General features: G+C 73.8%; 6 protein-coding genes. All 6 read right to left on the bottom strand.

Features of this window, described 5'->3' with window-relative positions:
• The coding region (locus BHU15_RS32245; RefSeq protein ID WP_069630369.1) for a hypothetical protein at positions 1–915 on the bottom strand (915 nt) is incomplete at its 3' end.
• A 79-nt stretch (positions 916–994) separates the two neighbouring features.
• Positions 995–2,539: a hypothetical protein gene (locus BHU15_RS32250; RefSeq protein ID WP_069630370.1), complete on the bottom strand. Its 1,545-nt coding sequence runs from the start codon at positions 2,537–2,539 to the stop codon at positions 995–997.
• Positions 2,540–2,679: 140 nt separating this feature from the next.
• Positions 2,680–6,300: a hydantoinase B/oxoprolinase family protein gene (locus tag BHU15_RS32255; RefSeq protein ID WP_069630371.1), complete on the bottom strand. Its 3,621-nt coding sequence runs from the start codon at positions 6,298–6,300 to the stop codon at positions 2,680–2,682.
• Complete coding sequence (locus BHU15_RS32260) at positions 6,297–7,265, bottom strand: SGNH/GDSL hydrolase family protein (protein WP_079128518.1); 969 nt, start codon at positions 7,263–7,265, stop codon at positions 6,297–6,299. The genes BHU15_RS32255 and BHU15_RS32260 overlap by 4 nt, the downstream gene beginning before the upstream one ends.
• Positions 7,266–7,335: 70 nt before the next feature.
• On the bottom strand, positions 7,336–8,640 hold the full coding sequence (locus BHU15_RS32265) for a glycosyltransferase (RefSeq protein ID WP_079128519.1): 1,305 nt from the start codon (positions 8,638–8,640) through the stop codon (positions 7,336–7,338).
• A partial coding sequence (locus BHU15_RS32270; RefSeq protein WP_069630373.1) for a glycosyltransferase family 4 protein occupies positions 8,637–9,644 on the bottom strand: 1,008 nt, incomplete at its 5' end. The genes BHU15_RS32265 and BHU15_RS32270, both read right to left, overlap by 4 nt.

Raw genomic sequence — 9,644 nt, forward strand, 5'->3', positions numbered from 1 at the left:
GGTCACCGACGGATCGGCGACCAGGCCGAGCTCGTCGGGGTCGGGCGGGGGAAGCAGCGTCGCCGATCCGTCGGTGACCGGTACGACGCCCAGCGCGAGCAGTTCGGCCATGGCGGCGCTGCCGGCCATGTCGCGGACCTGGAGCTGGTAGCGGGCCGTGGTGCGGTACGCGCCTCCGGCGTCGTCGCCGGTCCGGTGCAGGAAGCCGGAGTCGGTGAGGAAGGCCATGGCCTTGCCGATGATGCCGGTGGTGGAGCCCGCGAGGCGGCGCGCGTCCTTGGTGGCGCCGGTCGCGCTGCGGCGCGCGTAGACGCGCCAGGCCGATTCGAGGCCGGGAGTGTCGGTCGCCGGGTCGGTGTTCTCGCCCTGTTCCTCGGCCTGTTCCTCCAGCCGGTGGCAGGCCTGCCGTACGAAGGCGTCGACACCGTTGACGGTGATCCGGCCGATGTACCCGTCGTCGGCGAGGTCCTCGGGGCGGGGGAAGGCCATGGCGGCGACGGCGAGATGGGCCAGTCCGTGCAGGAAGCGGTCCGCCGAGTCGGTCGACGCGCGGCGGGCGTAGTCGCCCATGCGGACGGCGAACACGGAGTCCTCGCCCGCCGTCACGGCCATCCCCGTACGGGAGGAGACTTCGAGGACGACGAGACCGAGGCCGGTGGCCACCGCGTCGGCGAGCCGGGCGAAGGCCGTCTCCTCACGGTAGCGGCGCAGCAGGTCGGCGTACTCGGCGTCCCGCGCGGGCAGCACCTTGGGCTGGAGTCCGAAGGAGACGAGGCGGGCGGCGTCGGCCGCGTCGGCGGGGGTGACGGCCGGAGCGAGGGAGCCGCCGGGCGGTGGGGGTGCGGACGTACGGGCCGTTTCGGCGGCGCCCGGCTCGCCCCACGCGGCGGCGTGCTCTGCCTGGTGGTCGCTCACGGGCGTCGCTCCTTGCTGGGGGTGGTCGTGTCGCGGGTGCGGGGGAAGGCGCGGGTGCGGGCCGCCGGCCGGGTGGGCGTCACGCGGCGTCCGTACGGTCGGCGGTCATCCCGGCGGCGTCCAGGAGGGCGGTGCCCACTATGAGGTCCGCGCCGCCGAACTCCTCGTCGTCGAGGGGCGTCCCGTCGTCCACGGCGAACAACAGCCGTTCCTCGCCCTGCCGGTAGGCCGTGCCGACCGGTGGGCTCGCGGCGTGGATGGCGAGCAGCGCGACCAGGTAGGGCAGGTCCGGGTCGCGGCGGCGGGCCTCGGCGAGCAGCCCGGAGAGTCTGCGCGGCGCGTCGTGCTCCAGGTCGAGCAGGTCGCGCGCGTTCGCCAGCTGCTCCTCGCTGAAGCGGCTGTCGTCGGGGGTCGCGATCAGGTCGGGCTCGGGCATCTCCGCGCCGAGGTGCTGGCGCTCCACGGGCGGGGTGAGCAGCAGGTCCACGAGGTCGCCGACGCGGACGGACGCGGGGGTGCGCAGTCCGGTGCCACGGGCGAAGAACGCGTCGGTGACGCGGGCGGCCCGGTCGACGGACAACGGCAGGAGCGGGGCGAGGAGTTGGCCGTACAGGTCGAGTCCGGTCCGGGTGGTGGGCTCGGCGAACGCCTGGCGGTCCTGTTCGGCGCGGAACAGCGGTCCCGCTTCGAGCAGTCGGGACTGGAGCTGGGTGTGCCGGCGGATGCAGTCCTTGACGATGTCGACCAGTTCGGCGGCGCGCCGTTTGTGCTCGGCCGTCTTGGGGTCGGCGCCGGTCTCCGCCTCGTCACGGGATCTGCGGATGTTGTTGAGGATCGCGTTCTCGTGGCGGTAGCGGTCGGCGACGTGGTCGAGCGCTTCGGCGATCATGTCGGGCACCGCGTTGAGCCAGTCGACCGCGCGGACGTTGCGCCGGGTCGCCTCCAGGGTCCTGCGGAGCGTCTCCGCGTACTGCACGGTGCGGTACCGGGCCTGTTCGGCGGCGAGTTGGGCGTCGGCGAGCCGGCCCCGGTTGATCAGCACCTCCAACTTGACCTCGGCGGCGATCTGGGCGCTGGTGACGTCCGTGTCCAGTGCGCCCACCAGCACGTTGACCGCCTCGTCGGTGGTGCGCAGATAGACACTGCCGCCGTGGCCGGGGACTTCCTCGATCAGTTTGAAGTCGTAGTCCCGGCGGGTGTAGACGCCGTCGGCGCCGAACGTGCCGTACACGGCGCGGAATCCGCGGTCGACGCTGCCGACGTTGATCAGATTCTCCAGCACCCAGCGGGCCACCCGCTCGTGCTCGGTGACCGGGCGGTGCGGTGCCTGGGCCGCGACGCGCGGCAGGAGTCTGGCCACTATCTGCTCGTGGTCCGCGCCGGTGTCGAAGTCCATGTTGAGCGTCACAAGGTCGATCGCGGCGAGCGCGACCTCCGCCATCGCGTAGACCGAGTACTCCCCCGCCAGATTGGCCTTGCGGGTGTCGAGGTCGTGCAGCGGCGCGGTGCAGGCGAGCGCGCGCAGCCGCCGCGCCAGCCCTTCGTCGGCGGCCGGGCCCTGGGCGAGCCGCGGCCCCGCGCTGAGCTGGGGCGGAACAGGGTCCGTCGAGGCAGGCGAAGTCACGCTGAACAGATTAGGTCCTCGGACTGACAACGGTCGAAACGACGCAGAAGCCCCAGTGACTTCCCCGGCACCCGCGCATGGCGCCCGCGCATGGCTGCGGGTGCGGCGGGCCGGCCACCGGCCCGCCGCACCCGGCGAGTTCACTCCGGTGTGCCGTATCCCCCGCCGCCGGGGGTGCGCAGCACCAGTACGTCGTCCACGGCCACGTCCACCGAGTCGACCCCCTTGAGCGGTGTACGGGTCCCGTCGGCCCGGTCCACCTCGTTGCCGCCGAGTTCGCCCGGCTCGCCGCCCGCCATGCCGTACGGCGCCACCGTGCGGTGCCCGGTCAGCAGGGTGACCGTCATGGGCTCCAGGAAGCGGATACGCCGTACGACCCCGTTCCCACCGGTCCAGCGGCCACGGCCACCGCTGCCGTCCCGGACGGCGAATCCGTCGACGCGCACCGGGTAGCGCCATTCGAGCACTTCGGGGTCGGTGAGGCGGGAGTTGGTCATATGGGTCTGGACGGCGTCGGCTCCGTCGAAGCCGTCGCCCGCGCCCGATCCGCTGGCCACCGTCTCGTAGTACTGGACCCGCTCGTTGCCGAAGGTGAGGTTGTTCATGGTGCCCGAGCCCTCGGCCTGGACGCCGAGCGCCGCGTACAGGGCGCCCGTCACGGCCTGCGAGGTCTCGACGTTGCCCGCGACCGTCGCCGCGGGGAAGGACGGCGACAGCATCGACCCGTCGGGCACCCGTACGTCGAGCGGCGCCAGACAGCCGCTGTTGAGGGGGATGTCGTCGGCGACCAGCGTCCGGAAGACGTACAGGACGGCGGCCATCACCACGGACCGGGGCGCGTTGAAGTTGCCTTCCTGCTGAGGTGAGGTCCCGGTGAAGTCGATCACGGCGCTGCGGGCCTCGCGGTCGACGCGTACGGCGACCTCGATGACGGCTCCGTTGTCGGTCTCGTAGCGGTAGGCGCCGTCGCCGAGCCCGGCGATGATGCGGCGTACGGACTCCTCCGCGTTGCGCCGTACGTGGCCCATGTAGGCGTCCACCACGTCGTAGCCGAACTGCTCGGTCATACGGCGCAGTTCGGCGATGCCCTTCTCGTTGGCGGCGATCTGGGCGCGCAGGTCGGCGAGGTTGGTGTCCGGGTCGCGAGAGGGGTACGGCGCGTCGGCGAGCAGGGCGCGTGTCTCGCTCTCGCGGAGCCTGCCGTCCCGTACGAGCAGCCAGTTGTCGAAGAGCACGCCCTCCTCATGGATGGTCCGGCTGAAGGCGGGCATCGAGCCGGGCGTGATGCCGCCGATCTCCGCGTGGTGGCCGCGCGAGGCGACCAGGAAGCGGAGTTGTTCGCCCTGCTCGTCGAAGACGGGCGTCACGACTGTCACATCGGGCAGATGGGTGCCCCCGTGGTAGGGGTCGTTGACGGCGTACACGTCGCCGGGTCGCAGCGAGCCCTCGTCGCGCTTCAGCACCTCCTTGATGGATTCGCCCATGGATCCGAGGTGGACGGGGATGTGCGGCGCGTTGGCGATCAGATTGCCCTCGGCGTCGAAGAGGGCGCAGGAGAAGTCGAGCCGTTCCTTGATGTTGACGGAGTGGGCGGTGTTCTCCAGCCGTACGCCCATCTGCTCGGCGATGGCCATGAAGAGGTTGTTGAAGACTTCGAGCAGCACCGGGTCCACGTCCGTGCCCGCCGCCACGCGGGTGGGGCGGGGCGTCGCGCGGGTGAGGAGCAGATGCCCGAGTTCGCCGACCGACGCCTGCCAGCCCGCGTCCACGACGGTCGTCGCGTCGGCCTCGGCGATCATCGCGGGGCCTTCGACGGTGTCGGAGGGGCGCAGATCGGCGCGCCGGTGGAGCGGGCAGTCGCGCTCGGTGCCGTCGACGAACATGCCCACCGTCGCGGGCGGTACGCTCCCGCCGTCGCCTTCCACCCAGGTCTCGTCCGTCGCGTACGCCCCGTGGGACGCGGCCTTCCCCACGGCTTCGACCGACACGGCCTCGACCACCACGGGCTTGTCCATGGTGAAGGCGTAGCGCGTGCGGTGTTCCCGCTCGAAGGCCGCCGTCATGTCGGCGGCGCCGCCGAGGGGCACCGCCAGGCCGGCGTCCGTTCCGGCGTACCGCAGGAGCACGCGCGCGTGGGTGGTGATCGCTGCGTCCGGGACGGAGTCGGCGCGCAGTTCGGCGCGGGTGCGCTCGGCGAGGGCGGCGCACAGTTCGCGCACCCGGCCGATCGTGTCCCCCTCGCCGTCTCCGGTGCCGAGTTCGGCCTCCACGGACTGTTCCCGCATGGCGGTGGCGTCGGCGAGCCCGATGCCGTACGCGGAGAGGACCCCGGCGAGCGGCGGCACGATCACCGTGTCGACGCCGAGCGCGTCCGCGACGGCACACGCGTGCTGGCCGCCCGCGCCGCCGAAGCTGGTGAGGGCGTAGCGGGTGATGTCGTGGCCCCGCTGAACGGAGATCTTCTTGACGGCGTTCGCCATGTTGAGCACGGCGATCTCCAGGAAGCCGGCGGCGACTTCGGCCGGCTCGCGCCGTACGCCGGTGGCCGCCTCGACCTCGTCGGCGAGCGCGCTGAAGCGTGTCCGCACCACGTCGGCGTCCAGCGGCTGGTCGCCGTCCGGCCCGAACACGGCGGGGAAGTGGTCCGGTTGGACCCGGCCGAGCATCACGTTGGCGTCCGTGACGGTGAGCGGGCCGCCCCGGCGGTAGCAGGCGGGGCCGGGTACGGCGCCCGCCGAGTCGGGGCCGACGCGGTAGCGCTGGCCGTCGAAGTGGAGCACGGAGCCGCCGCCGGCGGCGACGGTGTGGATGTTCATCATCGGCGCCCGCATCCGGACCCCGGCGACCTGGGTGCCCAGCTCGCGCTCGAACTCCCCCGCGTAGTGCGAGACATCGGTCGACGTGCCGCCCATGTCGAAGCCGACGACGCGGTCGAAGCCCGCCTGTCCGGAGGTACGGGCCATGCCGACGACGCCGCCCGCGGGGCCGGACAGCACGGCGTCCTTCCCACGGAAGTGGGCGGCCTCGCGCAGCCCTCCGTTGGACTGCATGAACATCAGCCGGATGTCGCGGAGTTCGGAGGCGATCTCGTCCACGTAGCGCCGCAGGATCGGGGAGAGGTAGGCGTCCACGACGGTGGTGTCGCCGCGCGGCACCAGTTTGATCAGCGGGCTGACCTCGTGGGAGGTGCTGACCTGGGTGAAGCCGGCCGCGCGGGCCGCTTCGGCGACGGCGCGCTCGTGGTCGGGGTGGCGGTAGCCGTGCATGAGGACGACAGCGGCGCTGCGGAAGCCGTCGTCGTACGCCTCCCGCAGCCGAGCGGCGACGGTACGCGTGTCCAGCGGCCGGACGGTGGCGCCGTGCGCGTCGACGCGTTCGGGAACCTCGATGACGCGCTCGTGGACGGCTTCCGGCAGCACGATGTGCCGGTCGAAGAGACGGGGGCGGTTCTGGTACGCGATCCGCAGCGCGTCGCCGAAGCCCTCGGTGACGAGCAGGACGGTCGGCTCACCACGGCGCTCCAGCAGCGCGTTGGTGGCGACAGTGGTGCCCATCTTGACGACGTCGATCCGGTCGGCGGGCACCGGCTCGTCCGGTGCCACACCGAGCAGCAGCCTGATGCCCGCGACGGCCGCGTCGGCGTACTGCTCGGGGTTGTGCGAGAGCAGCTTTCTGGTGACGAGGCGCCCGTCGGGGCGCCGTCCCACCACGTCGGTGAAGGTGCCGCCACGGTCGATCCAGAATTCCCAGCGCCCAGTCATTCCCCCATTCTGGCAAGGGGAGCGGCCGGCGGCAGCGCTGTCAGCGCGCGGCTGAGGGCCAATTCGGCGCGCAGATCGAGTCGGGCGGCGGTGCCGCGCACCAGATGGCGCACCTCGGCACCCGCCAGCCAGAGGAGTTCGGGGAGCAGGTCGGTGCTTCTGCGCACCATCCAGCCGGCGCCGGCCGTGGCCAGCCACAGCAGCGCCTCCGTCCGGCTGGGCGGCGGCCGTTCGGGCTCCCTGGGCGGTGGCGGGCCCAGGGTCAGGCCGCGCGCGGTGAGCATCGCGTGGAACTGCGCGGCGATCATCCGGTGGCCGCGTTCGCCGGGGTGCAGCCGGTCGGCGCTCCACAGGGAGCGGTCGGCGACCCACGCCGGGTCGGCGGCGTGCAGATGGACGGCGCCGTACCGCGCGGAGAGCGTGTGGACGAGGGTGTTGACCGCGCGCTGTCTTCGCGCGAGAGGTCTCGCGAGCGGCGCGGGCAGGCCCAGCATGACGCCGGGGTCGGGCAGGCAGGCGGTGAGCAGGACCGTACCGCGGGCGGTGAGGGCGGCGCAGACCTCGTCGAGGGCGCGCGCGATGGAGGCGATGTCGAAGGAGCGGCGGAGGGTGTCGTTGACGCCGACGACGACGGAGGCGATGTCGGGCGCGAAGGCGAGAGCGGCGGGGGTCTGTACGGCGCGGACGTCGCGGGTCAGGGCGCCGCTGGTGGCGAAGTTGCGGAAGGCGGGAGCGGGGGCGACGGGGCCGGGGGGACGTAGTCCCGCCGGGTCACCGTCCCCGACCGCCGGTGTGAGCGCTTCGGCGAGCAGCACGGCCCAACCGCGCCAGCCGCCGTCCACCCGGTCCCCCACGCCCGCCGTGAGCGAGTCCCCGAGCGCGGCGAACCGCAGGGGCCTCGGTACGGACGGCTCCACCGGAGCCGCGGCTTCCTGGGGAGCCTCGGAGTTCACGTACACGGTCATCGCGCGCCTCCGTCACGAGGCAGCACCGCCGTCGGCGCTGCGAGCCGCCCCCCGGGGTTCGCGTACGCGGTCATGCCGCGCCCCCGTTCCGGCGCCGTACCGATGCCGCCACCACGGACGGAACGGACGGCACGGCCGGCGTCGACGGCATCCCGACGGGCGCCCCCGGCACGGTGGTGCCGCGGCCCGGCTCGACGACCGGCCGCATGCCCGAGGGGGCCTGTCCCGCTCCCACCGGTGCCTCGTGCGCCGCCAGGAACGCCGCCACCGCGCGGTCCCACGAGAACAGTTCGGCCCGCGCCCGCGCCGCTGCGCGCCGGAGCGCCTCCGGCCGGTCGAGGAGTCCCTGTACGGCGTCGGCGAACGTCTCCGGCGTGTCCGCCGCCGTACCGCCCGCCGCGCCCAGGATCTCCGGGAGGGCCGACGACGCGCTCGCGACGACCGGCGTGCCGCAGGCGAGCGCTTCGAGCGCGGAGAGGCCGAACGTCTCGGCCGGTCCCGGTGCCAGGCAGATGTCGGCGGCGGCCTGGAGGTCGGCCAGTTCCTCCCGGTCGCCGACGTGCCCGAGGAACACCACGGGCAGCCGGCGCTCGCGTGCCCGGCGCGCCAGCGCGCCGGCGAGCGGGCCGTCCCCGGCGATCACCAGCGTCGCCCGCACACCCCGGTCGCGGAGCGTGGCGAGGGCGTCGAGCGCTGCGCCGGGACGCTTCTCGACGGACAGGCGCGAGCACATCAGTAGGAGGACGTCGGCCCCACGGGCGTACCGGGCACGCAGCTCCGCGCGGCGCCGTTCCGGCCGGCAGCGCACCAGGTCGACGCCGAGCGGCGCGCGCACCACGTTGCGCGCGCCGATCCGGACGAACTCCCGCTCGGCCCACTCGGTGGTGCAGACGATCCGCGAATAGGACCACGCGCTGCGCCGGTTGAGCCGGTCGGCGGCCCGCCCGGCGGCCACGGCCGGTACGCCCCAGGTGCGCAGCACCCCGTCGGCGGTCTCGTGGGACACCATGACGGACGGGATCCGGCGGCGGCGTGCCCACTCCCCCGTCCACCGCAGGGTGGTGCGGTCGGAGACCTCCAGCCGGTCGGGGGCGACGGAGTCGAGCAGGGCGCTCAGCCGTCGGCGGTCGGTCAGCACCCGGTAGCCGCCGGTGCCGGGCAGTACGACTCCGGGCAGGGTGATCACCCGCCCCTGCGCCGTGTGTTCGTCGCTCGGGCGCTCACCGGGCACGATCAGGACCGGTTCGTGCCCGGCGGCCAGATAGCCCGCCCCAAGCTGCTGGAGGGCTGTGCGCAGCCCTCCGGAGGCCGGGGTGACGAAGTTGGCCAGCCGTACGATCCGTACGCCGCCAGGGGCGGCTGCTATGTCGCTCATGCGACCACGGCCGTGCGCTCGCCGAGTACCTCGGCGTAGTGGTCGAGCAGTTGGTCGCCGACCGCGGCCCAGGTGCGGCCCTCGACGGTGGCGCGCGCGGTGCGTCCGTAGGAGGCGCGCAGTTCCGGGGCCGCCTGGAGGTCGCGTACGGCGCCGGTGACGGCCCGTGCGTCGTGGGGCGGCACCAGCAGCCCGGTGCGGCCGTGGTCGACGAGGTCGATCGGTCCGCCGGCCGCCGGGGCGACCACCGGGACGCCGCTGGCCATGGCCTCCTGAACGGTCTGGCAGAACGTCTCGTACGGCCCGGTGTGCGCGAAGACGTCGAACGAGGCGAAGATCCGGGCCAGTTCGTCGCCGGTCCGGCGGCCGAGGAACACGGCGCCGGGGAGGGTGGTGCGCAGGGACGGCTCGCTCGGCCCGTCCCCGACGATGACGACGCGGACGCCGGGCAGTCCGCAGACGCCCGACAGCAGCTCGACGTGCTTCTCGGCGGCCAGCCTGCCGACGTATCCGACGATCAGCTCGCCGTTGGGCGCGAGCCGGCGGCGCAGCGCGTCGTCGCGCAGTTCGGGCCGGAACCGGACGGTGTCCACGCCGCGCGGCCAGAGCCGGACGCGCGGTACGCGGTGTTCCTCCAGGTCCTTGACGGCGGCGCTGGACGGGGCGAGGGTGCGGTCCGCCGCGCTGTGGACGGCTCGCAGGCGCCGCCAGGCAGCCGCCTCGCCCGCGCCCATGTAGGTACGCGCGTAGCCGGCGAGGTCGGTCTGGTAGACGGCGACGGCGGGTATCCCGAGCCGTGCCGCGGCTGCCATGCCGCGTACGCCGAGGACGAACGGCCCGGCCAGGTGCACGAGGTCGGCCCGGTGCGCGGCGAGGGTCGCGGCGACCCGGCGGCTGGGCAGGGCGACGCGTACCTGGGGGTAGCCGGGCAGGGGGAGGGAGGGGACGCGCACCACGGGGCATGGTGCGTCGGAGTCCGCCGTACGGGGTTCGCCGTCGAGTGC

The sequence above is a fragment of the Streptomyces niveus genome (assembly GCF_001723055.1).
GTDB lineage: Bacteria > Actinomycetota > Actinomycetes > Streptomycetales > Streptomycetaceae > Streptomyces > Streptomyces niveus.